This window comes from Salinicola tamaricis, assembly GCF_003006155.1.
GTDB classification, from domain to species: domain Bacteria; phylum Pseudomonadota; class Gammaproteobacteria; order Pseudomonadales; family Halomonadaceae; genus Salinicola; species Salinicola tamaricis.
Window position 1 is genome coordinate 798,829 of record NZ_CP023559.1, and the last position, 26,407, is coordinate 825,235.

The following is a 26,407-nucleotide window of genomic DNA, read 5'->3' on the forward strand; positions in this document are numbered from 1 at the left end:
ACCGTCAACGACATCATGGTGCCGCGCCACGAGGTGGTCGGGCTCGATCTCGACGACGACCTCGACGACCTGCTCGCCCAGATCCGCCAGAGCCAACACACTCGCCTGCCGATCTACAAGGGCGATATCAACGACATCGTCGGCATCCTGCACCTGCGCAACGCTTCACGCTTCCTGACCAAGCCCGATCTCACCAAGGCGGCGATCGTGCAGGAGGCGCGCGAGCCCTACTTCATTCCCGAATCCACCCCACTGCACACCCAACTGCTCAACTTCAGCAGCAGAAGCGGCGCATCGGCGTGGTCGTGGACGAGTATGGTGACGTGCAGGGGCTGGCGACGCTGGAGGATATCCTCGAGGAGATCGTCGGCGAGTTCACCACCGACGTGGCCGGAACCTACCGCGATATCCATCCGCAGACCGACGGCGCCTACGTGATCGAAGGCACCGCCAACATCCGCGAACTCAACAAGGCGCTGGGGTGGCAACTGCCTACCGACGGCCCCAAGACCCTCAATGGCCTGATTCTGGAGCAACTGGAATCCTTCCCCGACGCCGCGGCCTGCCTGCAGATCGGCACCACGCGGCTGGAGATTCTGGAGATCAAGGAGAACCTGATCACCTCGGACGCTGCTGGCAGCTGGGGGTCAGGCGGCGCAGCGGGAGTGACTCTCGGAGCCGCAGACGGCGCCACAGCGTCGTCGCCCAGCCCGCAGTCTCCGGGATCAGATCAGTCCGCCGCGGCGCCGAGCCAGCTCCTCGTCGGCGCGCTGCTTGAGCGCGCGAACCCGGGTCTCGAGCAGCCCCCGGGTCGCCTCGCGGGCATTGACAGGCTCGCCGAAGGCCAGGATCACACGAGCGCGCACCCGGCGCGGCCACTTGGTCAGCGCCTTGCCCCCGCAGTTGGAGGTCCACGAGCCCCATAGCCCACCCAGCGCCGCCGGCACCACCGGTACCGGGTTGCGCGCCAGCACCAGCTCCAGACCGCGGCGGAAGGCGTGTACCTCGCCATCCGGCGTCAACCGCCCCTCGGGGAAGATCATCACCACCTCGTCGTGGCACAGCGCCCGGCTGACCTCATCGAGGGCGCGACGCACGCCACCCGGATCGCGCCGGTCGGAGTCTACCGGGATGGCCCCGGCGATACGGAAGAACCAGTTGAGCCAGGGCGATTCGTAGATCGGCCGGTCCATCATGAAGCGCAGCGGCCGCGGGCAGGCGCGCCGAGGACCAGCGCATCCATGAAGCTGACGTGGTTGCACACCACCAGTGCCGGGCCGGTGGCGGGAATGTGGGGGTCGCGAAAGCGCAGCCGGTAGAGCAGGCGCACCAGCACGAAGATCGACAAGCGCAGCGCCGGACGCGGATTGCAGATCAGCAGGCCGATACCCACCAGCAGCGCGACCCCGCCCAGGCAGTAGAACAGGGTCGCCAGCGAGAGTGACAGCAGGCTGAGCACGACGATCCCGAACAGTGCCGAGCCGATCATGAACAGCGCGTTGAGAATATTGTTGGCGGCAATCATACGCGCCCGGTGCGCCTCGGGCTGGCCAGCTGCATCAGGGTGTAGAGCGGCACGCTATAGAGCCCGCCACCCAGGCCGACCAGCGCCAGCAGCGTACTCATGCGCCAGAACTCGGTGCTGCCCAGCAGCGTGACCAGTGCCAAGGGCGCCTGGGCCGGCACCGCCGTGCCCGCCAGTTCGATCCCCGCGACTCCGATCACCAGCACCCCGACCGGCACCAGCCCCAGCTCCAGGCGCCCGCCGAGAGCCGCGCGCACAGCAGTGCCCCGGCGCCCACACCGAATGCGAAGGCGCCGAGCAGGAAGCTCACCGCCCCCTCCTCGCCGTGGGCGACATCGCGCGCACCCAGGCCGGTAGCTGAGTCAAATAGCAGGCGCCCAGAAACCAGAAGAAACTGATGCCGATCAGCGCCAGGCGCAGCCGCCGCTCGCGCAGCCCGTCGCGCAGCACCTCGACAGTCCCCGATAGCGGCCGCCAGGCGACACGCCCGGTGGCACTGGGCGGCGCCGGCGGCACCCCAAAGCTGGCGGCCAGCCCGGCCAGCGCCACCGCCACCAGCGCCAGCGCAATCGCCGCGCGGCCCAGGGCACCATCCAGGGAGGCAGCACCCCCGCCAGCAGCGTGCGAGCAGAATCGAGACGAAGGTGCCCAGGTTGACCCAAGCATTGCCCTTGACCAGCTCGGTCGCCGCCAGATGCTGCGGCAGGATGGCGTACTTGACCGGCCCGAACAGCGCCGACTGGGTGCCCATCATGAACAATAGCGCCAGCAGCAGCGCGAACAGCTCGAACCATACCGCCGCGGCCGCGGCGAGCATGGTCGCCAGCTCCAGCAGCTTGAGCCGGCGCACCAGACGCTGCTTGTCGAGATGGTCGGCCAGGGTGCCGCCCCAGGCGGAAAACAGGAAGAACCGGCAGGATGAACAACCCCGCCGCCAGATTGGTGAGCAACCCGTGTCCCAGCCGTAGCGCGGTACGGCGACGAAGGTCAGCAGCAGCAGCAGGACGTTCTTGAACAGGTTGTCATTAAGGCGCCGAGCGCCTGGGTCCAGAAGAAGGGCGCGAAGCGGCGTCGCGCGAGCAGCGCCCGGCCACGTCGCGTCCGGCAGATGCCGCAGGCCGCGCAGGGTGGTTCGCGAGCAGCTGGTCGAGCAGCTCGCCGACCTCCATCGGTTGCCCCTGCCAGTAGCCGAGACGGTCGTTGAGCCCAAGCTGCACCAGGCCGTGCACGCTGCCCCACAGGGTGCGCGCCATACGCCGCGCCTCGACCGCGGAGAGCGCCGGCTGGTGACGCCGCAGGGCCGCCTCGACGCGCACGAACAGCGCCCGATGATATGGTTCTGGCGCTCGTCGAGCTCACCTTCCTCCGCCAGCGGATACTCGAACAGCATCTGCCAGCGATAGGGCTCGTGCTGGGCGTATTGCCAGTAGGCGGTGGCCAGCGCCTTGAGCTGCGGCTCGGGTTCGGCCTCCTCGAGCCCGGCAACCGCCGCGCCCATACGATCGAGGGTCTCGATGTTGACGTACTGCAGCAGATTGCTGAAGCTGCCGTAGAGCTTGAGCAGTGTGCTCGGTGCGCAGCCCACGTCTCGCGCCAGTGAGCGCAGCGACAGCGTATGCACCGAATTGCCCTGCAGCCAGGCATCACACGCCGCCATCACCTGGGCATGAAGCGCCTCGGGCGCGTGCTGTCGGGGTCGAGCCATCGAATTCCTCGCTCGGAAGATCATCAGTCGCTGTCACGCCCCGCTGGATGCGGGAATGTTGTTGTCGATTTAAAATCGAACAGCGTTTCCCAGCATATCGGTAATCTCTGCAAACGCAAGCGTCCATACGGCTAACGCATCGATTTCGCGAGGCTTTTGCCAGTACGGCAGGCATCGCGGCGAGGCCCTGCCAGGGGCGGCGTGCTAGACTCCAGCCAGCGCTGTCGACGCCCTCGACCCACCCCTTTCGATCCCCCTTTTGAGGAGAGACCATGGCCGGTCGCCTACATATCGACGACTGGACGCGCCACCCGTCGCTGGCGGCGCTGGGCCAGCGCCAGAGGCCACGTCTGAGCCCCAATGTGGCGCCACGGCAGTGGGCCTCGATCCTGCGCCGGGAAGCCGGCAGCACCCGTCTTTATGACGCTTCTGGGTCTGACGCCCGAGTGGCTGGAAGTGCTCGATCACGCGCCTCACTGCGCCCGTGCGGAATCGCTGGAGAGCCGCCCGATGTTCCGCGAGGCGTTCGCCACCCGGCGCTGCGTGGTCCCGGTGACCGGAGTCTTCGTGTGGCAGCAGAGCGTGCGCGGCAAGCAGCCCTATCTGGTGACCCAGACCGAGCGCGCGCCGCTGCTGCTGGCCGGCCTGTGGACCCGCTATCATCAGGCCCCCGGCGCCGAACGCGACTCCTTCGCCCTGATCACGGTGCCCACCTCGACCTTCCTCGGCGCGCTCACCGACCGCCTGCCGGCGATCATTCCCCTGGCAGCCCTGGATACCTGGCTGACCGAGGAGACGCCGGCGATAAAGGCGCGTGAGTGGCTGGCCCCGGCGCCACCGGAACTTCTGGGGGCGTTTCCGGTCTCCAAGCGGATCAACGATCCGGCTCGCCAGGATTGGGCGTGCGCCTATCCCACCGGCCCGATGCAGGTGTGGTCCACTTAGTCCACACGCGGCCGTTTGGACCCTCGCGGCTGTTTGGCACATAGTGTTCGACTCATTTCCGACTCCGCCCACTTAGGGAAACGCTGAATAAATCGACGAGCGAGATGAAGCGCAAGGCGCATGGAACGCAGACTCGCAGCAACGCTTAGAGAACGCCCGTGGGGCGCCCGTCAGGGCAAGTTGCCGAAGGCAACGCGTCAACACGAGACATAACATGGGTTTGGCGAGTGTTCGACCGGGCTGGCGCACCAGTACCCTGCAACGCAGCGATTCGTTGGGACGCCGAGTCCGCGCAAACATTTTGTAAACACCCTCTGAGACAGACAGGGAGCATTCATGCCTCACCCCCGGATATCGCGCGCATCCACCTGCGCCTGGCTGGCCGGACTCGGCCTCATGGCCCTGCTCGGCGTCTGCCAGGCCGCCTCGCCGACGCCCGAGACAGCCGCCGCCGAGACGCCGCCAGCGACCGGCGATACACCGATCCAGAGCCCCAACGACAGCCGCGCCTACCGTGCCGTCACCCTAGCCAATGGGCTCGAGGTGCTGCTGATCAGCGACCCCGAGGCCGACAAGGCGGCGGCGGCCATGGATGTCTCGGTGGGCAGCGACAACGACCCCGCCGACATGCCGGGGCTGGCGCACTTCCTCGAGCACATGCTGTTTCTGGGCACCGCGGGCTATCCTGACCCCGACGGCTACCAGAGCTTCATCCAGCGCAACGGCGGCTCGCACAACGCCTTCACCGCGGCCCAGGACACCAATTTCTATTTCGATGTCGACCCTCAGGCCTTCCCCGAGGCGCTGGATCGCTTCGCTCAGTTCTTCGTCTCGCCCCAGTTCAACCCGGAGTACGTCGACCGTGAACGCCACGCGGTGAACTCGGAGTACCAGGCACGCCGCGCCGATGACGCCCGCGGCATCGCCGAAGCGCTGGGCAAGGCGCTCAACCCCGAGCATCCGATCAACCACTTCTCGGTCGGCAACCTCGACACCCTCAACAGCGATAAGCGCCCGCTGCGTCAGGCGCTGGTCGACTTCTACCGCGCCCACTACGACGCCAACGTGATGCATCTGGTGGTGCTCGCGCCGCAGCCGCTGGACACACTGGAGCAGGAGGTGCGCAGCCGCTTCGCGGCGATCGCCGATCACGACCTCTCGCGCCCCGAGATCGACACCCCGCTGGCGCTGCCCGGCCAGTTGCCGGCACGCCTGCGGGTCAAGACCCACGAGAGCCGCCAGCGCGTCGAGTTCCTGTTCCCGATCACCGACCCCATCGACGATTATGCCGACAAGCCCGATGCCTACGTCGCCAACCTGCTCGGCCACGAGGGCGAGGGCAGCCTGCTCGCCGCGCTGCGCCGCCAGGGCTGGGCCGACGGGCTCTCCGCCGGCACCCGTGAGGCCGACGGCCGCCACGCCCTGTTCGACGTCTCGATCAGCCTCACCGCCGAAGGTGTCGCACATCTCGACCAGATCCAGGCCAGCCTGTTCGCTCAGATCCAGCGTCTGCGTGACCGGGGCGTGGACACATGGCGCTATCGCGAACAGGCCGACCTGGCCCAGCAGTCGTTCCGTTTCCAGCAGCGCCAGGAGCCGATCCAGACGGTGAGCAACCTGGCCATGAGCCTCGCCTACTATCCCCTCGCCGACGTGCAGTATGCGCCCTATCGCATGGATCGCTTCGACCCTGCGGCCATCACCGCGCTGCTCGACCGGCTCACCCCGGACAACCTGCTGCGGGTCTATAGCGGCCCCGAGGTCGAGGGCGACCACACCACCACCTACTTTGGCGCACCCTATACCCTGACGCGGGTCTCCCAGTGGCCTGAGGCGCAACCCCTCGACGACCTCGGGCTACCCGAGTCCAATCCCTATATTGCCGACGACCTGAGCGTCGAGACCTTTCCCGCCGCCGCCCCCGAGCGCCTCGTCGACACGCCGAGTGTCGAGCTCTGGCACCAGGCGGACAGCGATTTCGGTGCACCCCGGGTCGAGTGGCGATTCAGCCTGCAGTCTCCGCAGGCCGCCAGCGATGCGCGCCATGCCGTGCTCACGCGGCTGCTGGCGGGCTGGCTCAACGATGGGCTCAATGAGCGCTTCTACCCCGCCTCGCTGGCGGGCCAGGCGTTCGTCGCCTATGCCCACGGGCGTGGCATCACCCTGGCCTTTTCCGGCTGGCGCGACCACCAGGCGCGTCTGATGCAGACCGTGATCGAACAGCTCCAGCACGGCGAGATCAGCGCCGACAGCCTCGCCCGGGTCAAGCAGGGGCTGGCGCGCAGCTGGCGCAACGCGCCCCAGGATGCGCTCTACCAGCAGATGCAGCGCACCCTGGGCGAGGCGCTGATGCGCCCGCAGATCAGCACCCGCAACATGCTCGCGGCGCTCGACACGATCGGCGTGCAGGACGTGCGTGACTATCGCCAGCGCTTCCTCGGTCAGCTCTACCTGCAGGGCCTGGCGGTGGGCAACCTGGATGCCAAGCTGGCGCAACGCGAAGGCCTGCTGGTGGCCAACGCGCTGCAGCCGCGACTGCACGCCGATGACATTCCGCCGCTCACCGCGCTCGAGGTACCGGCCGATGCCCCGGTGCTGCACCCGAATACCGCCCGCGACGACTCGGCGGTGCTGCGCTATCTCCAGGGCCCCGACCGCTCGCTGGCCACTCAGGCGCGCCTGGCCGTGCTCGGACAACTGATCGGCCCGCCCTTCTTCGCCCAGCTGCGCACCGACGAGCAGCTCGGCTATATCGTCAACGCCGGCTATTCGCCGCTGCTCGATGCCCCCGGGCTGAGCCTGCTGGTGCAGTCGCCGAGCGCCGACAGCGCCAAGATCGACGCGCGCATGGACGCCTTCCTGACCCGCTTCGATCAGCGCATCCGCACCCTCGACGCCAGTGAACTCGCGCCCTACCGCGAGGCGGTGCGCCAGCAGCTGTTGACCCGCGACCAGTCGCTGGAGGAGCGCGCCGACCGCCTGTGGCAAAACCTGGCCTATCCGGAGGTCGACTTCGAGCGTCGCCGCCACCTCGCCGCGGCGGTCGCCGAGGTCACCCCACAGGCGCTCGAGCAGGCGTGGCAGGCGCTGCGAGCGCACCCGGCCCTGCGCATCACCGCCGACCCGGGCGACTCGGCCGGCGACGTAGATGCGCTGACCCGCGGCTTCACCCCGCTGCCGCGCTGAGCGGCGCCCCACCCACGATAACGCAGCGCCCCGGCCGTGGCCGGGGCGCTGCGCATCGTGTGATGGTGATCGCTATCGCGCGGGCAGGCAGTGCGCGGACGTCTCTATCGGCGGCTGCGACGACGGTTGGCCGAGCCCGCCATCAATAGGCGTCGAAGGCCTGCTCCGGCATGATCGACTCGACGTACATCACCAGCTCTTCGAGCACCTGACGCTCGCGCGCGTCGAGGGCGGTCTGGTTGAGCCGTTCGATCTCTCGCGCGAACTCCTTGAGGGTGAAGGCACCGCTTTGCGGATCGTTCATGCGTGACCAGCGGTAGGCTTCCCACTGCGCCTTCTCTTCGCTCTCCAACGTCTCGGGATAGCTGCGTGCACGCATGCGGAACAGCATCTCCTCCAGCCGCGGGTCCTGGAAGGCGAAGCCGGTCTGCCCCAGCGCCTCCGGCGGCGTGGCGTGGACCCGCTCCATCGCCTGACGGTCATGCGGTGAGAAGAAGCCGCCGGAGTAGAGCATCAGGTCGGGATCTCGCGGCGGCTCGGCGGGGCCATCGGCAAAGGCCGCAGCCGCCTTGCTGGCGGCCTCCGGGTTCTGCAGCAGGGCCTGCCAATGGCGCTCGCACAGGGCGCGATCGATGCTCAGGCGCTCGGCCACCGTGGCGTCCACCGCGGCGATCGGCAGCAGCACCGGGCTGCGGTTGAGGTGCACCACCTTGAGCGGAATGCGCGACTCGCCCTCGGCCAGTTCGCTCTCGCTGACGAACAGCCGCGCCTTGATCTCCTCCAGCGACAGCGACGCCAGCGGCGCCGGGTCCACCGCCAGATCGTAGACGATCACCCCATTGGGGTTGCTGGGATGCTTGGCCAGCGGCACCACCAGTGCGCTGCAGCCGCGGCTCGCCGGGTAGCGCCGCGACACGTGCAGCATCGGCTTGCGCGCCTCGACATCGAGCAGCGCCGCGACCCGGCGCTTGTCGCGCAGCGACAGCAGATGCTCGAAGAACTTGGGGTTGGCGTCGCGCAGCCGTTGCGCCAGGGCGATTGTCGCGCGCACGTCGGCCAGCGCATCGTGGGCCCCGGCGTGCTCGATACCATTGGCGGCGGTGAGGTGCTCGAGCTTGAAGCTGGGGGCGCCATCCTCGCGCTGCGGCCACTCGATGCCTTCCGGGCGCAGCGCGTAGAAAGCACGCACCGCATCGATCAGATCCCAGCGCGAGTTGCCGTTCTGCCACTCGCGGGCGTAAGGGTCGAAGAGATTGCGATAGAACAGATGACGACTCACCTCGTCGTCGAAGCGCAGGCTGTTGTAGCCCAGCGAGCAGGTGCCCGGCACGCTCATCTCGGCCAGAATGCGCGCGGCGAATTCCGCCTCGGGCAGGCCCCGGCGCAGCGCCGCCTGGGGCGTGATACCGGTGATCAGGCAAGCCTGGGGGTTCGGCAGGTCGTCATCCGCGGGGCGCGCATAGAGGGTCAGCGGGTCGCCGATCGGATTGAAGTCGGCGTCGGTGCGAATGGCCGCGAACTGCGAGGCGCGGTGGCGCCGGGGATCGGCGCCGAAGGTCTCGTAGTCGTGCCACAGAAAAGTCAGTGCCGCCTTGGCCATACCGCTCTCCGCCTGCGCAAAAGCGCAAGCCTAGCACACGCCCGGGCGCGACTCATGCCCCCGGGGCGCGATTCGGTGGCGGCTCAATCGCGGTTGGGCAGGGTCACGTTGAGCTCAAGCACCGAGCAGTCGTTGTCGCTGTCGAGACTGATGCTGATCGCATCCTGGTCGACCTGGACATAGCGCCGAATCACCTCGAGCAGCTCCTGCTCCAGCATAGGCATGTAGTCGGGCTGGCCGCGCTGGCCGCGCTGGTGAGCGACGATGATCTGCAGCCGCTCCTTGGCGACTGACGCGGACTTCTTGCGTTCACCCTTGAGAAAGTCGAGTAGTCTCACCGGCGGCCCCCTCCTCCGAACATGCGCGAGATCAGGCTCCGCTTCTGCGCCGCGTGGAAACGCAGCGGCACTTCTTCACCCATCAGCCGCGCGACCGTATCCAGATAAGCCTGGCCGGCATCGCTCTTGTCGTCGTGGACCACCGGTACGCCCTGGTTGGAAGCCCGCAGCACCGCTTCCGACTCGGGGATCAGGCCGATCAGCTCGATCGCCAGGATCTCGCGGATATCTTCCAGGTTGAGCATGTCGCCGTCATCGACCCGGTTGGCGTTGTAGCGCGTGATCAGCAGGTGCTCCTTGACCGGGTCACGATTCTGCTCGGCGCGCCGCGATTTTGACGACAGCAGCCCGAGGATGCGGTCGGAGTCGCGCACCGAGGATACCTCGGGGTTGGTCACCACCACCGCCTCGTCGGCGAAGTACATCGCCAGTTGGGCGCCACGCTCGATACCCGCAGGAGAGTCGCAGATGATGTAGTCGAAGTCCTCGGCGAGATCGTTGAGCACCTTCTCGACGCCCTCGAGGGTCAGCGCATCCTTGTCGCGCGTCTGAGAGGCCGGAAGGATGTGCAGGTTCTCGGTGCGCTTGTCGCGGATCAACGCCTGGTTGAGCCCCGCCTCGCCCTGGATGACGTTGACCAGGTCATACACCACGCGCCGCTCGCAACCCATGATCAGATCGAGATTGCGCAGCCCCACGTCGAAGTCGATGACCACGGTCTTGTTGCCACGCAGGGCCAGTCCCGTGGCAATGGCCGCTGCGCTGGTCGTCTTGCCGACGCCACCCTTACCGGAGGTTACAACGATGATCTTGGCCAAGATGAACTTCCTGTTACCCGATAGATTGTTGATCACACCCGCTCGCAGCGGGGCGACACCTTATCGTCCTCGGCGCCGCTCGGCTCTGCCGGTTCAGGTCAAAGCCGAGATGCGCAGCTGATCTTCCCTGAGCTGCACCTGGACGCTCGCCCCCAGCATACGCGGGTCGATGTCCTCGAGACGCTTGTAGGTACCCGCCACCGAGAGCAGTTCCGCGTGCAGGTCATGGCAGAAGATGCCCGCTTCGCGATCACCATGGATGCCTGCCAGGGCACGCCCGCGCAGTGGCCCATAGACGTGCACGCTGCCGGCGGCGAGCACTTCGGCGCCGGGATTGACCGCGCCGATCACCACCAGATCACCCTCCGGCGCCGACACCTGCTGACCCGAGCGGACCGTGCCGCGATGGATGCGCCCGCCGGTCTGCCCTCCCTCGGCAACCGCCAGCGGCAGCTCGGTCTCGACCTCCACCACCGGCTCGGCCGGACTGGTCTCGACCGCCTTGGGACGGCTCTCCTGCGGCGGGAACCAGCCCAGGCCCAGCGCCCAGGCGGACTGCTTGACGGGGTCGGGGCCGCCGCGCACCGCCACCGGCAGCAGCTTGTGCGCGCGGCACACGGCGCAGATACGCTCCAGCGCCAGGTGCGGCTCATCGAGCCGCTCGACGCTGAGCACCACCGGCGTGTGCTGGAAGAAGGCCGGGGCCTGGCTGACCTTGCCGGCCAGTTGGGCGCGCACGCGCTCCGGGTCGCCACTGGTCAGCTCCATGACCGTCATGGGCAGCATGCCACCTTTGAACGTGAAGGCAGTCTCTGCCCGATCCCTGTTGAGACTCATGACCGAACTCCGCAGCGGGGAAATAGGGGTTACGCTATGCGAGGGCGTCTGCCGCTGCAACCGATCATAAGGCCAGCTAGACCTTTTGTCAGGTGTCGCCGAGGGCCGACGCCCGTGGCCCTGCACTCTTTTACCGCGGGCCGTCAAATGGTTAGATAGGCGGCTGCCGCCGATGCCACGCCGCCCGCCGCATCGGCCACCGCCAGCCCGTCGTTTTCAGGATGCCAAACCTGCCATGCCAGGACTCTTTCAACGCCTACTGTCTCCCCGTCGGCGGCGCCCGCGTTGGGACCACCAGGACCCCAGCGTGCGCGCTCAGGCCGCGCTGCAGCTCGATCCGGCGACCACGCAGCGCTCGAGACACTATCCCGAGACAGCGATGCCAGCGTACGCCGAGCCGCGCTGTCGCGCCTGAGCGATCCCGACACGCTGCTCGCGTGGCACCGGGAAGCCGCCTCCCCCGAATCGCTGGCGCGCCTGATCGATGTCATCGGTGGTCGTGAGCAGCCCGCGTCGACCTCTCCCGCCGTCTTGCGCTGGTAGAGCAACTGAGCGCGCACGCACTGCTCGATGCGCTGGTCGAACAGGGCGACAACCAGGCCCTGCGGTTGACCGCGCTGGCCAGAATCGAGGACGAGGCGCGGCTGGTGCATCACGCCAGTGACAACGGTATCGCCGCGGTACGCCTGGCAGCGGCCGAGCGCGTCTCCAGCCCGAGCGGACTGAGCACCCTGGTCAAGCAGGCCAGGCGCGACAAGCAGGTGGCCCGACTGGCCCGCGAGCGCCTGGCGCGCCAGCGCGCCGACGCCGAGCAGCAAGCCGCCGCCAGCGCCGAGCGCGAGCGTCTGCTGGAAGCCTCGAAGCGCACGCGCACCGTCCCTGGGAGCCACTCTACGAGGCGCGCCTGAAACACTGGGTCAAGGCCTGGGAACCTCTTGCCGATGGTGCCGATCAGCCCCAGCATCAGCGTTTCGATATCGCCGTCGCGCGCTGCCGCCAGCGCATCGCCGAACACGAGCATCACCACCGCGAACTGGAACGGGTACAGCGCGAGAAGGCCACTGCCAAAGCCACCCGCGAAGGTATTCTCGAGGCCCTGGAACAGGCGCTCAATACCGTTGGCGCGAGTGAGCCGCTGACCACCGAAGCGATGGATGCCTTGGCCTCACGCTGGCAACTGCAGAGCGAGCGCTGGCAGTCGGTCTCCGACGACTACGGTGTCAGTGACGCCTACGCGGCCCGCCATGCCGAGCTCGAACGCCGAGTCCAGACACTGTGGCAAGCGTGGGAGCGCCTGACACAGCTGGCCCCCGAGCTGCGCCAGGCGCTGGATCAGGGCGACGACACCGCACCGCTTCTGGCCCGCCTCGACTGGCCGCAGGCTCTCCCACCGACCGCACTGATCGCGGCGGCGCGCCGCCAGGCAGCAGTGGCCGGCGAGACGCGAGCGACACGCGACAGCGACGCGCCGGCATGGGACGACCAGGCGCTCGGCGCCCAGCTCGACCAACTCGAAGCCGAGCTAGACAGTGGCCGTTACCGCCCCGCGGCACAGATTCAGCGCCAGCTGCGCCAGCAGCTCGACGCCCATCAGGCCGCACTGCCCGCGGCGTTCGAGCAGCGCTGGAAGCAGCTCACCGCCAGACTCGCCGAACTACGCGACTGGCGCGGCTTCGTCGCCGCGCCCAAGCGGGAGGAGCTGCTCACGGCGATCGAGACACTGGCCGAGGCGCGCGAGCAGAGCGATGCCGAGCGTCACCGTCGACATCAGCAGCTGATCCGCGAGTGGCGCCAGCTCGGCGATGCCGCCGCCAGCCGCGAGCTGGCGCAGCGCTTTCGCGCCGCTTCCGATGCCCTGCACACTCAGCTGGCGGCCTGGGAGAGCGAGCTTGCCAACCGTGAGCGCGACAACCTCGAGCGCCGTGAAGCACTCTGCGAACAGTTGGAGACGCTGCTCGACAACCCCGCCGAGGATGCCGATCCCGACGCCCTGCGACGTATCCGCGATGCCGCCCAGGAGCAGTGGACCAGCACTGGCCGGTGCCCAAGCGCCGCGCTGCCGCCTGGGCCGGCGCTTCGCGCGGCTGCGCCAGCGCCTGCAGACGCTGATCGACGCCCGCGCCGGAGATATCGCCAGCCACAAGCGCGAACTGGTGGCCGAGGCTCAGCGTCTCGCCGAGCAAGAGGGGCCGGCGCAGCAGCGCGCCGATCAGGCCAAGCAGTTGCAGCAGCGCTGGCGTGAGCTGGGCCGGGCGCCCAAGGGAGTCGAGCAACCCTGTGGCGCCAGTTTCGTAGCCATTGCGACACCATCTTCGCCGCGCGCGATGCGCTGCGCGGCGAGCAGCAGGCGCGTCAGCAGCAGCGCTTCGATGCCATGCAGGCGCTGATCGACGCTCGATGCCTGGCAGCCGACTCACGCCGGCGAGCGCGACGTACTGGATGCCGCCCTGGCGGAAGCCCAGCGCCTCTCGCCGCTGCCGCACAGCCGGCGTAGCGAGGGCATGGAGCGGCGCTGGCAGGGCATCGTGCACCGCGCGAAGTGACCCTGGAACGGCTAGAGCTGGTCGCCCAGGCACGTGCCTGGCCCGACTACCGCCGTTGGCTCGAGCAGGTGATCGCCAGCGAAACGCTCGATCCCGAACCGCCCACTGTGCTGCGCCAGCGCCTGCAGCAGCGACAGCAGCAGACACCGCTCACCGAGGACGACGCCGAAGAGGCACTGCAGCGCTGCCTGGTGCAACTGAGTCTGCTCGCCGGTGAGCCGATCCCTGAGACGCTGGAACCACTGCGTCTGGAGGTTCAGGTGGCGCGTCTCAACGACGCCCTGGGGCGCCCGCCGACGCCGCCGGAGGAGCTCGAGCAAACGCTGCTGCGGCTGTTCACCATCACTCCGCTGGAAGCCTCGCTATGGGCACGCTACGCCTCTTCGTTCGATGCCCTGCTGACGAGATTGAGCGGTGCGAGTCACGAAGGTGTTGACACACGCTAAGACTTACGTATAATTCGTTCCACGTTGATGCGGGGTGGAGCAGTCTGGTAGCTCGTCGGGCTCATAACCCGAAGGTCATCGGTTCAAATCCGGTCCCCGCTACCAAATTATTAGGCCGGTGCCTTTCGAGGCACCGGCCTTTTTTTGTGGCCATCATCTTTGCGGCCTCGTCCCTGGCAACCCTTGTTCATCTCGCCGGCAGCGCCGACGTCAAAAACCGCTCCCGGCGGTCTTTTGGTCACCTCCCCTGGCGGCCACTCTTCTCAGGCCATCGGCAGAGTCCTCATCATTCATCGCGCCGTGGCGGCTGGGCCATCCCCAGACGACCGATACCGGGCAGCCGCAGTGCCGGCGGAGCGACATCGACACCGACGCCGAGTCCCAGCAGATTGAACTCGATACCCTCTTCCCGCGCTACGGTCACGCCCACCAGCCCGCCCAGCGAGAGCTGATAGCCGGTATGCGACGGCGCCCGGGCCAGCGGGCCGTCGAGCAGATAATCCTTGCCAATGGCGTTGGCCGGAAAATCCACCGCCAGTTCCGGCACCCGACGCACCACCCAGGCGACAAAGGTATTGCTGTTGGGTCCAGGCCAGATGCGATAGCGCCCTGCCTGGGGATAGCTCGGTACCCATTGCTCGATGGCGGCGATGGCTCGTGCTGCCGGCGCCCCGCGCAACTCTGCCAGCAGCTCAGGGGGATTGCCGTACCAGGCCCGGTCCGGCTGCGCCACGGCGACCTGCACCGTGGGGCGGCGCCAGCTCACCACCTGATAGACCCGATAGTGCGTGGCGTTCTCGGCCTTGGTCGCGATCCAGGTATGCACGCCAAAGGCACCCCGCCAGGCGAAGGCCCGCGCCGCATAGACCTGCACCAGCGCCGCCGGCGTGGTCGCGGGATCCGGCGCCAGCCCGCTGACGCTGCGCGAGGCGCGCTGCCAGTCGCCGCGCCAGTCCACCTGCTGCGACAGCAGCAGCCAGGCCGGCCCGAGCAGGAGACACAGGAGCAGCACCAGGCCACCGCCAAGCGGCTTGAGCATGATACGCAGGCTGCGGATGGCTCTCGACATGCGACACTCCCCCGTTCGAAATGGGCCGCCGGGGGTTGAATCACCGGCCGCTGACCCGCATAACACTCGCCAATCCCGTACCGCACATCAAGGGCACTTCTTCATGGCAATCGTCGATCCCCGCACAGGCCAACCGCTCACCAGCCCCGACGGCCAGGACAGCACCGCCGCGGCGCAAGCCCCGGCGGAGGACGTCATCGTCGACGTCACCCTGGACAACTTCCAGCAGGTGGTGCTGGAGGGCTCGATGCAGCGCCCGGTGCTGCTGCAGAGCTGGGCAGACTGGTGCGAGCCGTGCAAGAACCTCAAACCGATTCTGGAGAAGCTGGCGCGCGAGTACGCCGGCGCTTTCGTGCTCGCCAAGCTCGATATCGAGGCCTATCCGCAGATCGCCTCACAGCTGGGGGTGCGCTCGGTACCCGACGTCAAACTGATCGCGCAAGGCCAGCTCTACGACCAGTTCCAGGGCGCGCTGCCGGAGAAGCAGGTGCGCGAGTGGCTGGGCAAGTATATCGAAGCACCGGCCGACGCCGCCGAGAGCCCCGAAGAGATGGCCCAGGCGGCACTCGCCAGCGGCGACACCCAGACCGCCCAGGCGATCTACCAGGAGCTGATCCAGCAGTATCCGGACTATCACGACTATCAGGTCGACCTCGCTGGCGTGCTGGTGGCTGCCGGCCAGACGCCGGATGCCAAGCAGATACTCGACAATCTGCCGCCGGAGCACCGTGACTCGCCCAAGGCGCGCGGCGTGCGGGCGCGGATCGAATTCGGCGAAGAGGCACCCAGCGCAGCCGAGGTCGAGGCCCTGGGCGAGCGCGAGGATAGCGAGGCGCGCTTCCAGCGGGCGCTGCGCGCGGTGGCCGACGGTGACTACGAACGTGGCTTGGAGGGCCTGCTGGCGCTGATGAAGGCCGACCGCGCCTACGCCGACGACGCCGCTCGCAAGACCCTGCTGCGGGTCTTCGATGCTCTTGGCGCCGACCACCCGCTGACGGTCAGCTACCGCCGCCGGCTGTTCGCCATGCTCTACTGAGCCATTTCCCATGGGCCACTTCTGACTGGGCCATTTCTAGCTGGGCCACTGCGCTGGCAAGACAACCTGCCCGTGCTCCCCAGTGCCCCCTGCGACACCCGGCCCAGGCCGGGTGTCGCGCGTCAGGGAGCTGACACGGGTCAGCCCAGGACCCGATCCAGCCGCGCCAGTGCCGCTTCCAGTGTCTCGCTCGGGGTGCCGAAGTTGAGCCGCACGAATCCCGGCCAGCCGAAGTCGGCGCCGTCGGAGAGCGCCACCCGCGCCTCCTCGAGCAGGCGCTGCTGGGGCGACTCAGCGAGTGCGCTGCCGCGCAGATCCAGCCATGCCAGATAGGTCGACTGCGGCGGTGACAGCGTCACCCCAGGCCAGCCGGCGACATGCCGCTCGAGACGCGCCAGATTGTCGCGCAGTTGGGTAAGTAGCGCCTGACGCCAGACTTCACCCTCGGCGTAGGCGGCCTCGGCGGCGTGCAGCCCGAGCACGTTGACGCCCGGCAGCAGGCCCGCGGCGGCACGCTGGAAGCGTTCGCGCAGCGTGTCATCGGCGATCACCGACAAGCCGCCGAAAGCCCGGCGATGTTGAACGTCTTGGAGGGCGCCCAGAGGGTGATCAGCCGCTCGGCGAGTTCGGGGCATAGCAGACCCAGCGGCTGGTGCGGCCGCTCCGGATCGAGGATCAGGTCGCAGTGCAGCTCGTCGGAAACCACGATCAGCGCGTGCCGGCGCGCCAGCTCGGCCAACCCTCGCAGCTCGTCGACATCCCATACCCGCCCGGTGGGATTGTGCGGATGACACCACAGCAGCACCCGGGTATTGGGCCGGATGGCCGCCTCCATGGCATCCAGGTCGAGCCGCCAGTCGCCGCCCGGGGTAGCCGGCGGGGCCAGCTCGAAGGTCTGCGCTTCGCGCCCGGTATGGCGCCCCACGCTCAGGAACGGCGGATAGATCGGCGTCGCCGTCAGCACGCCCTCACCGGGCTCGCTGAACGCCAGCGCCGCCAGGTGCAGCGCCGGCACCACGCCCGGCACCCAGCACTGCCAGGCGGCGTCGATCTGCCAGCCGTAGTGGTGCTCGCTCCAGCGGCAGAGAGTATCGCGCAGCGCCGGGGTGGCATCGGCATAGCCGAACACGCCGTGGTCGACACGCCGATGCAACGCCTCGATCACCGCAGGCGGCGAGCGGAAATCCATGTCGGCGACCACAGTGGCAACACGTCCTCGGCGTACTGCTGCCATTTCTTGGTCGGATACTGCCGTCGATCGATCGACGTGGCAAAATCGAAACTCACGGTAACATTCTCATCCGGTTGATGATTGTCGGCCGGCCGGCGCCTTCGCAGGGAGACGCCGGCTGGCAGTGAAGGAGCGCCAATGACAGAGACTCTCTGCCGCGGTCGTGCCGCACGTCCGTTCTATAGCCGCGTGGTCGCGGGCAGCTCGGCGCTGGTCGGCCACTGGCTGCTGCTGGGGCAGGCCGACCCCGACCGCCTGGCGATGATTCTGGCCGATACCGCGCGCCTGGCCAAACTCGGCGATCCCGACGGCACGCCGGACGGTGCCACCCTGACCGCCTGGAGCGGCGATGCCGCACCGCCGCGCTGGGCCGCACGCACGGCACTGTTCCTGCTGGTGCAGATGCCCGCTCGGCCCACGCCGCGAAACGCCGATGAGGCCTGCGCCTGGGCCTACTGCTGGTTGCGCAACCGCGAGTTCCCCTCGCTGGAAGCGGCCCGCAACGCGCTGCCGGCGCACTTGCAGGCGCCACTGCACGAGGTGCTGGAGGACGCGTGGCAGGACCACCACGGCCAGCGCCTGATCTGAGGCTCATGGCGCCAGCGTCGCTGCGCTCAGCGCTTGGGCACGAAACCGTCCGGCTTGTCCGCCAGCCAGGTGACGAAAGCGCGGATATCGGGGTGGGACATCAGCGCCTCACGGCTGGCGTAGTGGTCCGCCAGCTCGCGTTCGCTGAGCATGCGATGGAGATGCGAGTGGCACGGCCGACAGATCCACAGCACGCGGGTCTGCATCTGCTCGCGCCCGTACGCTTGCGGTAGCGCGGCTTGCGGTGCAGCGCGCGGGGAATCAGATGGTGGCGGGTCAGCGGCGCCCGGCGTCCGCACAGACTACAGCGGTCATGGCTCATCGGTTGGCGTTCACGCGATGCTTGAAAAGGGCGGCCCGCGCCGGCCGCGTCTCTCTCCAGACTAGGGGGGAGGCCCGTGATACGCCAGCGTCGTTGCCACGCGCCTCGCTTGCCGTTGACTCGTTTTCCGTCGCCCCGTTTTCCATCACCTCGTCTCTCTTGCATCAGGAGTACTGCGCATGACACCGGCCGTCCGTCTGCTCGAATCCCGCGGCGTCGCCCATCGGGTCACCGCCTACTCGGTCGAGACCGCCTCGGAGAGCTACGGTCTGGACGCCGCCCGCGCCCTGGCACTACCGCCGGAGACGATTTTAAAGACGCTGCTGGCGCGGCTCGACGACGGGCGCCTGGTGGTCGCCCTGGTGCCCGTCGACGCGACGCTCGACCTCAAGGCGCTGGCCAAGGCCGCCGGTGCGCGCAAGGCGCAGATGGCCACCCCGGCCGAGGCCGAGCGTGCCACCGGCTATCTGGTCGGCGGCATCAGCCCGCTGGGACAGAAGCGCCGTCTGGCGAGCTTCATCGACGATAGCGCCCTCGCCCTCGACGAGATCCACGTCAGCGCCGGCAAGCGCGGGCTGGAGCTGTCGCTGGCCCCCCGTGAACTGATCACGCTGCTGGAAGCCACGCCAGTGGCGCTGGCACGACACTGAGACGTCACCGGCCCGGGGATGGTCGATTGCCCGGCCCCACCCGGGACGACTATCATGCGCGCTCTCCGCAGTCATGCGCGCTCCCGGCGGCCATGCGCGAACCCAGTGCACACCCCGGCGATGACGCGCCGCCACCGTTGCCACACGCTCACACGGAATATCCAGCATGGTGATTCGCACCGATCAGACACCGACCGAGGCTCAGCTGGCGATCATCGCCGAGCAGCTCGGCCGCCCGCCGCGCGGGCTCGAAGCGGTCGCCGCCACCGATAGTCAGGGTCGCCCGCTGGTCCTGCGCATGGCGCCGATCGTCGACGACGCGCCCTTTCCCACGCTCTACTGGCTCTCCTGCGAACGTCTCAAGGTCGTGCTCTCGCGGCTCGAGGCGAGCGGCGTGATCAAGGAGCTCGAAGCGCGCCTGCAGCAGGAGCCGGCGTGGCTTGCCAGCTACCACGCCAGTCATGCCGACTATGTTGCCCAGCGCTGGTCCTACATGAGTGACGCCCAGCGCGAGGAGATTGAGCGCCGCGGCTTCGCGCCGCTGATGCGCGAGCGTGGCGTCGGCGGGATCACCAACTGGGATCAGGTGCGCTGCCTGCACACCCAGTACGCCCACCACCTGTGCGGTGACAACGCCATCGGACGCTGGTCGACGCGACCTACGACGTCGCCGCCACCATCCCCTGACGGCCGTCTCACCCGATCGCTGAAGGAGCGACAACGTGCATATCTGTGTCTATCTGGGTTCCCGCGAGGGCAAGCATCCGCAGTTCGCCGCCGCGACCGAGGCGCTTGGCCGGGCCATTGCCGCCCGCGGCTGGGGGCTGGTCTACGGCGGGGCGCGCAACGGTCTGATGGGGCGGCTGGCCGATGCCTGCCTCGCCGCCGGTGGAGAGGTGATCGGGGTCATGCCCGAGCATCTGGTCCAGCGCGAGGTGTCGCACCAGGGCCTGACGCGGCTGATTCGCGTCGCCAACATGCACGAACGCAAGGCGACCATGGCCGCCCACGCCGATGCCTTCGTCGCCCTGCCCGGCGGTATCGGTACGCTGGAGGCTGTTCGAGATCTGGACCTGGCGCTATCTGCAACTGCACCACAAACCGGTGGGCGTGCTCGACGTGGGCGGTTTCTAACACCGGGCTGCTGAATTTCCTCGATACCACCGTGGAGCACGGTTTCCTGGACGCCAGCACCCGCCGCGAGCTGATCGCCGACACGGATATCGAGCAGTTGCTGGACCGGCTGGCGGCGGATCGCGATCCGGCCGCCTGACTTCCGCTCAGTCCGCGCTCAGCGCCGGCGTCACCGCGTCGGCGCCGACATAGCGGCGCCGCTTGTCGGGCTTGAGCCGGGTGACGTCGACCACCACCAGGCCATCCACGCAGAAGCCGAAATCGGTATCCACGCCGAACCCCAGAAAGCGTACTGCCCCGGGTTCGGCGACCTCGCAGTACTGCTTGTAGAGCACCGGCACGCTCACCCCCATCGCCTCCAGCTGCTCGCGCAGGCGGCGGAAGTCCTCGTCACGATCGCCGCCGTCGAACAGCCGCTCCGCCTCCAGTCGCCCGGCGTCGGAGAGCACGAACGGAGCCCGCGGACGCACGCCCTCCTCGGGGTCACCGTAGTAGTGGCGATAGTAGCTGATCACCAGCTCACGGGCGCGCAGCGGCAGCGCGGCCGATAGCGAGACGGGGCCGAACAGCCAGCGCACCTGCGGATGGTGACGCAGATAGGCGCCCAGCCCCTGCCACAGATAGTCCAGGCTGCGGCGCCCCCAGTAGCGCGGCTGGACGAAGCTGCGGCCGAGCTCGAGCCCGTGACGCAGCTCGTCCCAGGGTGCCGTCTCGAGGTGAAACAGGGTCGCGGCGTAGAAGCCGCTGGGGCCGTGGGCGTCGAGAATCGCCCCCGCCTCGCCCAGGCGATAGGCCCCAGCGATCTCCAGATCACGATCGTCCCACACCAGCAGGTGGCGGTAGTAGTCGTCGAAGGCGTCGAGATCGCGCCGCCGGCCGGTGCCCTCGCCGACCCGGCGGAAGGCGATCTCGCGCAGCCGACCGATCTCGCGCAGCACCACCCCGTGGGGCGGCCCCTCGACCAATAGAATCTGCTTGCCATCCTTGGTCTCGCCCAGCCTGCGCGCCTCACGCAGCGCTTCACGCAGCGCCTGCCGGCTCTCCGGATGGGCGATCGCCGCCTCGCCACGGAACAGCCCCTTGCGCCCCTGCCCCAGCCGGTAGACGTGCTTACGCAGCAGCTTGAGCGTCGCCTCCGAGCGCAGGCCGCCGCGGGCCAGTTGCTCCAGCGGCAGCAGGTCGCCGATACGCACGCGGAGCTGGCGATCGCGCTGGCGGAACATCTCGTGCGGCAGCAGCAGGGTACCGATCTCATCGCGCAGGGCCGCCAGAGCGTAGAATAGCCAGGAGTTGCGCCCGCCTACGTGCAGTGGCAGCAGTGGCGCATTGGTCCGCCGCGCCAGATGCAGGACACCCGCCTGCCAGCGACGATCGCGAATGCCGCGCGGACAGGCCCGCGAGACCTCACCGGCGGGAAACACGATCACCGCTTCCTCGCGATCCAGCGCCGCCTCGATTGCGGCCAGGCTGCGCCGATAGCCGCGCCGGTTCAGGTTGTCCAGCGGCAGCAGACAGGGTTGCAGCGGCTCGATCTGGGCCAGAATCGAGCTCGCCACGATGCGCACGTCACTGCGCACATCGGCCACCAGGCGCAGCAGTGCCAGACCGTCGAGGGCGCCCAGCGGGTGGTTGGCGACGATCAGCACGCGTCCGAACACCGGAATGTTCTCGCGCTCCCGCGAGGAGACTGCATAGCCGAAGCGGAAGTAGTCGAGCACCTGTTCGACGAAGGCCAAGCCACGCGTCTCGCGGTGGCGCGCCAGGAAGTCGTTGATCTCGCGCTCGTGGATCAGACGACGCATCAGCGCCGTGGTGCAGTGCCGCAGCCAGCGAGGCAGGCGACGGAAGCCACCGAGGTGTCGTTCGAGCAGTGCGCCGGTATCGATCATGGGCCATCCCCTCTACTACGTATACGAGTGACGTGGGTGGGTGACATGGATGGCTGCCAGCATGGCGCTGACATATGACAACGGCGTGGCCGTCGCCGGGCTGCTAGAGTGAGGGGATGCCCTTAGCGAGGAGAGTACATCGATGCACGCGATCGCCATCGAGTCGCAGCGCCTGGAGTGGCGCGAACATGAGGCACCCGGTCCGGTAGGGGCTGGAGAGGTGCGTATCGAGGTGGCCTGGGCCGGGGTCAATCGCGCCGATCTGATGCAGCGCGCCGGCAAGTACCCGCCCCCGCCGGGCGCCCCGGACATTCCCGGGCTGGAGGTCAGCGGTACCATCGCCGAGGTGGGGCCACGGGTCGAGCGCTTCCGTCGCGGCGACGCGGTCTGCGCGCTGCTGGCCGGCGGCGGCTACGCCGAGCAAGTGGTGGTGGACGAGGCCCAGGTACTGCCGATTCCTGCCAATCTCGGCCTGCGCGAGGCGGCGGCACTGCCTGAGGTCTTCGCCACCGCCTGGCTCAATCTCTACATGGAAGGCGCCGCTCAGACCGGTCAGCGGATCCTGCTGCACGCCGCGGCGAGCGGCGTCGGCACCGCGGCGATCCAGCTCTGCCGCGCCTTCGGCAACCCCTGTTTCGTCACCGCGGGAAGTCAAGAGAAGCTCGACGCCTGCACCCGCCTGGGTGCCGATGCCGGCTGGAATCGCCACGACGGCAGCTTCGTCGAAGCGGTCAAGGCTTGGGGCGGCGCCGACATGATCCTCGACCCGGTCGGCGGTGACTACGTGGAGCAGGATCTGGCGGTGCTGAACGCCGATGGCCGGCTGGTGCTGATCGGGCTGATGGGCGGCATGGAAGCGAAGCTCGATCTCGGGCGCATGCTGATGAAGCGCCAGCGCGTGATCGGCTCGACCCTGCGCTCACGCTCGGCCAAGGCAAAGGGGGCGATTCTGGATGCGCTGCACGCCCAGGTGTGGCCCAAGCTCGCGAGCGGAGAGATCAAGCCCCTGATCGCCGAGACCTGGCCGATCCAGGAAGCGGAGAGCGCGCTTCAGCATCTCGATGACAATGCCAATATCGGCAAGGTGCTACTGCGGGTCAGTGCCTAGGTCACGGCAGCAGTGAAGCGCTGACACGACTGCGTCGCCGGGGACTCACTCGGCGGCCAGCCGACGGGTCTCGCTGTAGGTCAATTGCAGCAGTCTGGCGTCGTCTCCGGCGCGATGGCGGCGGATGTCATAGTCTTGTACCACCCGCTCCTTGGTCTCGCGCCACAGCGTCACCTGCGCCTCGGAGAGCAGCCGCCGCAGCGCTTCCAGGCGAAATCGCGGCAGCATGCCGGCCTGATCGAAGAGCAGCGCAAGCCAGGTGTTGTCGTAGCCCCAGCTGTCACTGTAGGCGACGCCGATCTCGGCCAGCTCATCATTGAGCCAGCGCGCCACCTCGACCGCCGGATAGCCCTCACGGATCAGCCGCGCCCGCGAGATGCCGTGCAGGAGTTCGGCCTTGGCGTCCCAGTGGGTCCAGGTTTCTGCGGGTTGAATCAGGAAAGCACAGCGCGTGCCGTCGGCCCTGGCCAGGCCAACCTCGATGGGGTAGCTGCCACGGCCAAAGCCCGAAGCTTCGATGTCTAAAAGGACAGGCAGCGACACGGGGTGGACTCCCTCTTCATGATGCCGTCGCATCTGGCGACGCCGGTGTGGCGTCATCATGACAGTGTTGGCGCGGGAGTTCACCCCGACCGCACGCGGCACCGGCAGGCGCCGCCGGGGGTCAATGCGTCAGCGGCGCGGCCTGCGGCGCTTCGAGCAGGGTCTGGCCAGCGAGATGATCGGCATACTGCGCCCAGGCCTCGGCCCGCGCCGGATCCTGCGCCAGCCCCAGCTCACCACCGAGATAGGCCTGTGCCAACCGCTCGGCAGCCTGGCGATGGCCGTTCTCGCCGGCCCGAGCGTACCAGGTCACCGCATGGTGCTCGTTGGGCTGGTACTGGTTGCAGCCGTGCTCATAGAGGCAGCCGGCCTGGAACTGGGCATGACTGTCGCCCTCCTGTGCCGCCTGCAGCACGTAGCGCGCACCGGTAGATTTGTCCTGGGGCGAGACACCGCGTGCCAGCAGCACGCGGCCGTAGAGCGAACGCGCCGGCAGATAGCCGGCGTCGGCACAGCGCTTGAACCACTTGAGCATCAGCCGCTGCTTGCCGGGTGAGCGGGTCATCCAGCGCGTGTGACACAGTCCGGAGGCGAGACGAAACTCGAAGCGCGTCAGGAAAGAGAACGTCTGTGGCATAACTGACAGTGACCTTGAGGACGAAGACCGCTGGCGGTCCGAGAAACCCTGTCGATCTGGACGCATCTTTGTTCTAAGACAACACGGTTGTTAACGGCATCGGAATCGACTTGCTGCAGGCTCGCCCGGGGCTGCCGGGCGGCGAAAGGCCGCAAGCATACGCCTCCCCGATGGCCGACTCAACCCCCGCCTGAGGGGCGCTATTTGCCGCTCCCGGAAGGCCCCAGTAACATACGATTTTCAGTCGTCTTTTCGGCCCTCTCCCGAGGGCCCTGATGGGAGCGCAACATGCAACGACGCCCACTCGGCAAGACCGACATGCAGGTCTCGCGCCTGTGTCTCGGCACCATGACCTTCGGCGAGCAGAACAGCGAGCAGGAGGCTCACCAGCAGCTCGACCGTGCCGTCGACGCCGGGATCAACTTCATCGATACCGCAGAGATGTATCCGGTGCCGCCCAAGGCCGAGACCCAGGGGCGCACCGAAGCCTATATCGGCAGCTGGCTCCAGCAGCGCGGTCGCCGCGACGACCTGATCATCGCCAGCAAGGCCGCCGGTGCCGGCCGCGGCATGACCCATCTGCGCGGCGGCCCGCGCCACACCCGCGAGCAGATCCATCAGGCACTCGATGCCAGTCTGGCACGTCTGCAGACCGACTATCTCGACCTCTATCAGCTGCACTGGCCCGACCGCCACGTCAACTGCTTCGGAGAGCTCGGCTATGTGCCGGGTGACGACAGTGAGGCCACCCGCTCGAGGAGACCCTGGGCGCGCTCAAGGAAGCCCTGGATGCCGGCAAGATTCGCGCCGTGGGGCTCTCCAACGACACGCCGTGGGGCGTGATGCGCTGCCTGCATCTCGCCGATACGCTGGGGCTGCCGCGCGTGGCCAGCGTGCAGAACCCCTACAACCTGCTCAACCGCAGCTTCGAAGTCGGCCTGTCCGAGATCGCCCATCGCGAAGCAGTCGGCCTGCTGGCCTATTCACCGCTGGCCTTCGGCGTGCTCTCGGGCAAGTACCTGGATGGCCAGCGTCCGGCCGATGGACGCCTGACGCTGTTCGAGCGCTTCTCGCGCTACACCTCCGACATCGCCCAGGAGGCGACCCGGGCCTACGTCGAGATCGCCAGGCGCCACGACCTCGATCCGGCGCAGATGGCGCTGGCCTTCGTCACCGCGCAACCTTTCGTCACCAGCAATATCATCGGCGCCACCACGCTGACCCAGCTGGAGTCCAACCTCGCCAGTGATCAGTTGACGCTCTCCGCCGAGGTCATGGAGGAGATCGAAGCAGTGCACCGCCGTATCTCCAACCCCTGCCCCTGACGGCCTCCGGTGCGCAGACGCGGGCCGCATTCAGGCGGCTATCCCGTCCATGACGGCCCGCTTCACCCCCATCATCGCCGCGATGCCCTGCCGCTCGATAAGGAACCTACGCCATGCTCAGCATCATCTCCCCGGCCAAGACGCTGGATTTCGAGACCCCGGCGACCACCAGCGAGGTCACACGCCCCGACTATCTCGATCAGAGCCGCGAGCTCATCGAGATCCTGCGCGACTACTCGCCCCAGCAGCTCTCCGAGCTGATGGGCATCAGCGACAAGCTGGCCGGGCTCAATGCAGCACGCTACGCCGAGTGGCGGACGCCGTTCACCCCCGACAACGCCAAGCCCGCCGCCCAGGCGTTCCAGGGCGATGTCTACGTAGGCCTGGAAGCGGCCAGCTTCAGCGCCGCCGACAACGCCTTCGCCCAGTCGCACCTGCGCATCCTCTCCGGGCTCTACGGGCTGCTGCGACCGCTCGATCTGATCCAGCCCTATCGCCTGGAAATGGGTATCCGACTCGAGAATCCGGCCGGCAAGGATCTCTACGCCTACTGGCGTGAACGACTGACCCGAGATCTCGACGCGGCAATCGCCGAGAGCGGCAGCAACACCCTGGTCAATCTCGCCTCCAACGAGTACAGCAAGGCGATCGACCTCAAGCGCCTGACGGCCGATGTCGTCTCCCCCGTGTTCAAGGATGAGAAGAACGGTCAGTTCAAGATCATCAGCTTCTACGCCAAGAAGGCGCGTGGTCTGATGGCCGCCTGGCTGATCCGCGAACGCGTCGAGTCACCCGCGGCACTCACCGACTTCGACGTCGCCGGCTATCGCTACGCGGCCGGAGAGTCCAAGCCGGGCCAGCCGGTCTTTCTGCGCCATGAGCGCGATCGCGACTGAGTCGAAGCTTCACGCCGAACGCCGCCCCCGTTCAGC

At 68.0% G+C, this 26,407-nt stretch carries 24 protein-coding genes, 1 tRNA gene and 7 pseudogenes; 18 read left to right on the forward strand and 14 right to left on the reverse strand.

Translation table 11 applies throughout. The annotated features are described in order from the left end of the window. The first annotated feature begins 15 nt into the window (after positions 1–15). Together CN538_RS24935 and CN538_RS21855 are read left to right on the forward strand one after the other, a co-directional pair. Positions 16–438 (forward strand): CBS domain-containing protein, encoded by a 423-nt coding sequence (locus CN538_RS24935; protein ID WP_340638313.1) that lies wholly within the window; start codon positions 16–18, stop codon positions 436–438. Then, positions 435–563: pseudogene (locus tag CN538_RS21855) on the forward strand (transporter associated domain-containing protein); the annotation flags it as partial. The gene CN538_RS24935 and the pseudogene CN538_RS21855, both read left to right, overlap by 4 nt. A gap of 162 nt (positions 564–725) precedes the next feature. On the opposite strand, the gene CN538_RS03560 reads toward CN538_RS21855, so the two are convergent. The 4 genes and pseudogenes from CN538_RS03560 to CN538_RS03570 all read right to left on the reverse strand — a co-directional run. Then, positions 726–1,196: a 1-acyl-sn-glycerol-3-phosphate acyltransferase gene (locus tag CN538_RS03560; RefSeq protein WP_340638253.1), complete on the reverse strand. Its 471-nt coding sequence runs from the start codon at positions 1,194–1,196 to the stop codon at positions 726–728. Then, on the reverse strand, positions 1,193–1,525 hold the full coding sequence (locus tag CN538_RS24940) for a hypothetical protein (RefSeq protein ID WP_340638254.1): 333 nt from the start codon (positions 1,523–1,525) through the stop codon (positions 1,193–1,195). Before CN538_RS24940 ends, CN538_RS03560 begins: the two co-directional genes overlap by 4 nt. Then, on the reverse strand, positions 1,522–1,743 hold the full coding sequence (locus tag CN538_RS20205; protein WP_106418581.1) for a hypothetical protein: 222 nt from the start codon (positions 1,741–1,743) through the stop codon (positions 1,522–1,524). Before CN538_RS20205 ends, CN538_RS24940 begins: the two co-directional genes overlap by 4 nt. An 881-nt stretch (positions 1,744–2,624) precedes the next feature. Then, positions 2,625–3,230: pseudogene (locus CN538_RS03570) on the reverse strand (TetR/AcrR family transcriptional regulator); the annotation flags it as partial. Positions 3,231–3,650: 420 nt separating this feature from the next. On the opposite strand from CN538_RS03570, the gene CN538_RS03575 reads away from it, so the two are divergent. Both CN538_RS03575 and CN538_RS03580 read left to right on the forward strand, forming a co-directional pair. Then, positions 3,651–4,175, forward strand: coding sequence for an SOS response-associated peptidase (locus tag CN538_RS03575; protein ID WP_242495540.1), 525 nt, complete (start codon positions 3,651–3,653; stop codon positions 4,173–4,175). Positions 4,176–4,511: 336 nt separating this feature from the next. Next, positions 4,512–7,361, forward strand: a complete 2,850-nt coding sequence (locus tag CN538_RS03580; protein WP_106418582.1) for an insulinase family protein — start codon at positions 4,512–4,514, stop codon at positions 7,359–7,361. 142 nt (positions 7,362–7,503) lie between these two features. Here the strand turns inward: CN538_RS03580 and sbcB are convergent, their stop codons facing one another. From sbcB to minC, 4 genes are all read right to left on the reverse strand, one after another. After that, on the reverse strand, positions 7,504–8,961 hold the full coding sequence (gene sbcB, locus CN538_RS03585) for an exodeoxyribonuclease I (RefSeq protein WP_106418583.1): 1,458 nt from the start codon (positions 8,959–8,961) through the stop codon (positions 7,504–7,506). A gap of 83 nt (positions 8,962–9,044) precedes the next feature. Then, complete coding sequence (gene minE, locus CN538_RS03590; protein WP_035475350.1) at positions 9,045–9,299, reverse strand: cell division topological specificity factor MinE; 255 nt, start codon at positions 9,297–9,299, stop codon at positions 9,045–9,047. After that, complete coding sequence (gene minD / locus CN538_RS03595; protein WP_106418584.1) at positions 9,296–10,117, reverse strand: septum site-determining protein MinD; 822 nt, start codon at positions 10,115–10,117, stop codon at positions 9,296–9,298. Before minD ends, minE begins: the two co-directional genes overlap by 4 nt. Before the next feature lie 93 nt (positions 10,118–10,210). Continuing rightward, entirely contained in the window at positions 10,211–10,954 is a 744-nt protein-coding gene (gene minC / locus CN538_RS03600; protein ID WP_106418585.1) for a septum site-determining protein MinC, read from the reverse strand. Positions 10,955–11,562: 608 nt separating this feature from the next. On the opposite strand from minC, the gene CN538_RS03605 reads away from it, so the two are divergent. From CN538_RS03605 to CN538_RS03630, 6 genes and pseudogenes are all read left to right on the forward strand, one after another. Beyond that, a complete protein-coding gene (locus CN538_RS03605) occupies positions 11,563–11,862 on the forward strand; it encodes a hypothetical protein (RefSeq protein WP_106418586.1) in 300 nt (99 codons plus the stop codon). A 251-nt stretch (positions 11,863–12,113) separates the two neighbouring features. Further along, positions 12,114–13,196 carry a DUF349 domain-containing protein gene (locus CN538_RS03610; protein ID WP_207233613.1) on the forward strand — a complete coding sequence of 361 codons (1,083 nt, stop codon included), beginning with the start codon at positions 12,114–12,116 and terminating at the stop codon, positions 13,194–13,196. After that, complete coding sequence (locus CN538_RS25920) at positions 13,084–13,341, forward strand: DUF349 domain-containing protein (protein WP_422917569.1); 258 nt, start codon at positions 13,084–13,086, stop codon at positions 13,339–13,341. The genes CN538_RS03610 and CN538_RS25920 overlap by 113 nt, the downstream gene beginning before the upstream one ends. Further along, a pseudogene (locus CN538_RS25925) lies at positions 13,242–13,448 on the forward strand (DUF349 domain-containing protein); the annotation flags it as partial. The gene CN538_RS25920 and the pseudogene CN538_RS25925, both read left to right, overlap by 100 nt. 45 nt (positions 13,449–13,493) lie before the next feature. Beyond that, complete coding sequence (locus CN538_RS03625) at positions 13,494–13,943, forward strand: hypothetical protein (protein WP_106418590.1); 450 nt, start codon at positions 13,494–13,496, stop codon at positions 13,941–13,943. A 28-nt stretch (positions 13,944–13,971) separates the two neighbouring features. Further along, positions 13,972–14,048, forward strand: a tRNA-Met gene (locus CN538_RS03630). Positions 14,049–14,229: 181 nt separating this feature from the next. On the opposite strand, the gene CN538_RS03635 is transcribed toward CN538_RS03630, so the two are convergent. After that, the gene (locus CN538_RS03635; protein WP_106418591.1) at positions 14,230–15,012 is read right to left on the reverse strand and encodes a DUF3750 domain-containing protein; all 783 of its coding nucleotides are present in this window, start codon (positions 15,010–15,012) and stop codon (positions 14,230–14,232) included. A gap of 103 nt (positions 15,013–15,115) precedes the next feature. Between CN538_RS03635 and CN538_RS03640 the strand changes: the two genes are divergently transcribed. Further along, a complete protein-coding gene (locus CN538_RS03640; RefSeq protein WP_106418592.1) occupies positions 15,116–16,048 on the forward strand; it encodes a tetratricopeptide repeat protein in 933 nt (310 codons plus the stop codon). 140 nt (positions 16,049–16,188) lie between these two features. On the opposite strand, the pseudogene CN538_RS03645 reads toward CN538_RS03640, so the two are convergent. Continuing rightward, positions 16,189–17,335 (reverse strand): annotated as a pseudogene (locus tag CN538_RS03645) (MalY/PatB family protein). 82 nt (positions 17,336–17,417) lie between these two features. Here CN538_RS03645 and CN538_RS03650 point away from each other — a divergent pair. After that, a complete protein-coding gene (locus CN538_RS03650) occupies positions 17,418–17,867 on the forward strand; it encodes a hypothetical protein (RefSeq protein WP_106418593.1) in 450 nt (149 codons plus the stop codon). Between the two features lie 26 nt (positions 17,868–17,893). On the opposite strand, the gene CN538_RS21860 is transcribed toward CN538_RS03650, so the two are convergent. Beyond that, entirely contained in the window at positions 17,894–18,073 is a 180-nt protein-coding gene (locus CN538_RS21860; RefSeq protein ID WP_242495541.1) for a hypothetical protein, read from the reverse strand. Positions 18,074–18,368: 295 nt separating this feature from the next. Between CN538_RS21860 and ybaK the strand changes: the two genes are divergently transcribed. The 3 genes and pseudogenes from ybaK to CN538_RS03670 all read left to right on the forward strand — a co-directional run bounded on the left by ybaK (position 18,369) and on the right by CN538_RS03670 (position 20,112). After that, the gene (ybaK, locus tag CN538_RS03660) at positions 18,369–18,839 is read left to right on the forward strand and encodes a Cys-tRNA(Pro) deacylase (protein WP_106418594.1); all 471 of its coding nucleotides are present in this window, start codon (positions 18,369–18,371) and stop codon (positions 18,837–18,839) included. A gap of 166 nt (positions 18,840–19,005) precedes the next feature. Beyond that, positions 19,006–19,526, forward strand: a pseudogene (locus CN538_RS03665) (DUF501 domain-containing protein). A gap of 35 nt (positions 19,527–19,561) precedes the next feature. Next, positions 19,562–20,112, forward strand: a pseudogene (locus tag CN538_RS03670) (LOG family protein). Positions 20,113–20,119: 7 nt separating this feature from the next. Here CN538_RS03670 and olsF read toward each other — a convergent pair. Continuing rightward, positions 20,120–21,862 carry a bifunctional ornithine lipid synthase OlsF gene (gene olsF / locus CN538_RS03675; protein WP_106418595.1) on the reverse strand — a complete coding sequence of 581 codons (1,743 nt, stop codon included), beginning with the start codon at positions 21,860–21,862 and terminating at the stop codon, positions 20,120–20,122. Positions 21,863–22,004: 142 nt separating this feature from the next. Here olsF and CN538_RS03680 point away from each other — a divergent pair, with 142 nt between their 5' ends. Beyond that, positions 22,005–22,970, forward strand: a complete 966-nt coding sequence (locus CN538_RS03680; RefSeq protein ID WP_106418596.1) for an NAD(P)H-quinone oxidoreductase — start codon at positions 22,005–22,007, stop codon at positions 22,968–22,970. Positions 22,971–23,015: 45 nt separating this feature from the next. Here the strand turns inward: CN538_RS03680 and CN538_RS03685 are convergent, their stop codons facing one another. Both CN538_RS03685 and CN538_RS03690 read right to left on the reverse strand, forming a co-directional pair. Continuing rightward, positions 23,016–23,513 (reverse strand): hypothetical protein, encoded by a 498-nt coding sequence (locus tag CN538_RS03685; RefSeq protein ID WP_242495542.1) that lies wholly within the window; start codon positions 23,511–23,513, stop codon positions 23,016–23,018. 121 nt (positions 23,514–23,634) lie between these two features. Next, positions 23,635–24,150 carry a tetratricopeptide repeat protein gene (locus CN538_RS03690; protein WP_106418598.1) on the reverse strand — a complete coding sequence of 172 codons (516 nt, stop codon included), beginning with the start codon at positions 24,148–24,150 and terminating at the stop codon, positions 23,635–23,637. Between the two features lie 288 nt (positions 24,151–24,438). Here CN538_RS03690 and CN538_RS03695 point away from each other — a divergent pair. Continuing rightward, positions 24,439–25,475: pseudogene (locus tag CN538_RS03695) on the forward strand (NADP(H)-dependent aldo-keto reductase). 113 nt (positions 25,476–25,588) lie between these two features. Then, on the forward strand, positions 25,589–26,371 hold the full coding sequence (gene yaaA / locus CN538_RS03700) for a peroxide stress protein YaaA (RefSeq protein ID WP_106418599.1): 783 nt from the start codon (positions 25,589–25,591) through the stop codon (positions 26,369–26,371). Positions 26,372–26,407: the final 36 nt, after the last annotated feature.

What these genes read in the sequence shown, in the direction of transcription:
- CN538_RS24935 (WP_340638313.1), top strand. Translation starts at nt 16, where the DNA reads ATGGTGCCGCGCCACGAGGTGGTCGGGCTCGATCTCGACGACGACCTC.
- CN538_RS03560 (WP_340638253.1), bottom strand. Translation starts at nt 1,196, where the DNA reads ATGATGGACCGGCCGATCTACGAATCGCCCTGGCTCAACTGGTTCTTC.
- CN538_RS24940 (WP_340638254.1), bottom strand. Translation starts at nt 1,525, where the DNA reads ATGATTGCCGCCAACAATATTCTCAACGCGCTGTTCATGATCGGCTCG.
- CN538_RS03575 (WP_242495540.1), top strand. Translation starts at nt 3,651, where the DNA reads ATGACGCTTCTGGGTCTGACGCCCGAGTGGCTGGAAGTGCTCGATCAC.
- CN538_RS03580 (WP_106418582.1), top strand. Translation starts at nt 4,512, where the DNA reads ATGCCTCACCCCCGGATATCGCGCGCATCCACCTGCGCCTGGCTGGCC.
- sbcB (WP_106418583.1), bottom strand. Translation starts at nt 8,961, where the DNA reads ATGGCCAAGGCGGCACTGACTTTTCTGTGGCACGACTACGAGACCTTC.
- minC (WP_106418585.1), bottom strand. Translation starts at nt 10,954, where the DNA reads ATGAGTCTCAACAGGGATCGGGCAGAGACTGCCTTCACGTTCAAAGGT.
- CN538_RS03635 (WP_106418591.1), bottom strand. Translation starts at nt 15,012, where the DNA reads ATGTCGAGAGCCATCCGCAGCCTGCGTATCATGCTCAAGCCGCTTGGC.
- CN538_RS03640 (WP_106418592.1), top strand. Translation starts at nt 15,116, where the DNA reads ATGGCAATCGTCGATCCCCGCACAGGCCAACCGCTCACCAGCCCCGAC.
- CN538_RS03650 (WP_106418593.1), top strand. Translation starts at nt 17,418, where the DNA reads ATGACAGAGACTCTCTGCCGCGGTCGTGCCGCACGTCCGTTCTATAGC.
- CN538_RS21860 (WP_242495541.1), bottom strand. Translation starts at nt 18,073, where the DNA reads ATGCAGACCCGCGTGCTGTGGATCTGTCGGCCGTGCCACTCGCATCTC.
- ybaK (WP_106418594.1), top strand. Translation starts at nt 18,369, where the DNA reads ATGACACCGGCCGTCCGTCTGCTCGAATCCCGCGGCGTCGCCCATCGG.
- olsF (WP_106418595.1), bottom strand. Translation starts at nt 21,862, where the DNA reads ATGATCGATACCGGCGCACTGCTCGAACGACACCTCGGTGGCTTCCGT.
- CN538_RS03680 (WP_106418596.1), top strand. Translation starts at nt 22,005, where the DNA reads ATGCACGCGATCGCCATCGAGTCGCAGCGCCTGGAGTGGCGCGAACAT.
- CN538_RS03690 (WP_106418598.1), bottom strand. Translation starts at nt 24,150, where the DNA reads ATGCCACAGACGTTCTCTTTCCTGACGCGCTTCGAGTTTCGTCTCGCC.
- yaaA (WP_106418599.1), top strand. Translation starts at nt 25,589, where the DNA reads ATGCTCAGCATCATCTCCCCGGCCAAGACGCTGGATTTCGAGACCCCG.